This window comes from Collinsella sp. HCP3S3_E5 (genome assembly GCF_052067635.1).
In the GTDB taxonomy this organism is placed as follows: domain Bacteria; phylum Actinomycetota; class Coriobacteriia; order Coriobacteriales; family Coriobacteriaceae; genus Collinsella.
This window is the reverse complement of record NZ_JBQHQF010000058.1, coordinates 1-749: the sequence shown is the minus strand read 5'-3', so window position 1 is coordinate 749 and position 749 is coordinate 1. Positions and strand designations below refer to the sequence as shown.

Annotated in this window: 1 pseudogene; it reads right to left on the bottom strand. The window is 72.9% G+C overall.

The window, feature by feature from the left end:
• Positions 1–79: 79 nt before the first annotated feature.
• Positions 80–749 (bottom strand): annotated as a pseudogene (locus ACTM82_RS08965) (hypothetical protein); the annotation flags it as partial.

The window sequence follows — 749 nt, the reverse complement described above, 5'->3', positions numbered from 1 at the left end:
GCAAAGCCAAAGAGAGAAAGAGGCACGCCTTTGCCAAACCTGAAACCTTTCCTTGCCACGTGTGAAAAGAACCGCTGCCTCAATTGAAAGCCCGAGCTTGACACAAACAGACGGAGCTCCCCTCGCCCGCCCCCTCGAGGGAGGCGCGCACCGCCTGGAGCGCGAGGCCCCTGCCGGTCGTGCCGACGTCCTCGCCGCCGCCCACCGCCTGCAGCCAGCCGCGCTCGGCGACATGGCCCTGCAGGACGAGCGCCGGGCCGGAGGCGGAACCGGAGACGAAGGCCCCCTCGGTCGGGCCGGGGGCGGCGGCGCCCTTCGCGACGAGGGCGACCTGGACTGCGGTGAGGCCCGAGGCGCCCGACTCGACGCCGGAGGGCTCGCCGGAGCTCGCCCAGCCGGTCCAGCCGCGCGCGGAGTCGCAGGAGCGGTACCAGACGTCGTAGCGCTCGGCGAGGCCTCCGGACAGCCCGAAGCGGACGGCCTTGAGCTGGAACCCGCCGCCCGAGGCGCCTAGCTGCGCCCCGTCGGAGCTGGACTCCCCCTGCCAGCCGGAGCCGAGCAGGAGGCCGCGGTAGCAGACCGACCCGTCGGACTCGAGGTTGTCGACGACGGCGGCGACGGAGCCCAGCACGGGGCCGCCCTCGGAGCCGAGCGTCAGGACCCCGCCGGAGGACGACGAGCCCGCCGGCGAGCCGGAGACGGAGAGCGCCGACCCCGACAGGCGCTCGCCCTGTCTCTTATACACATCT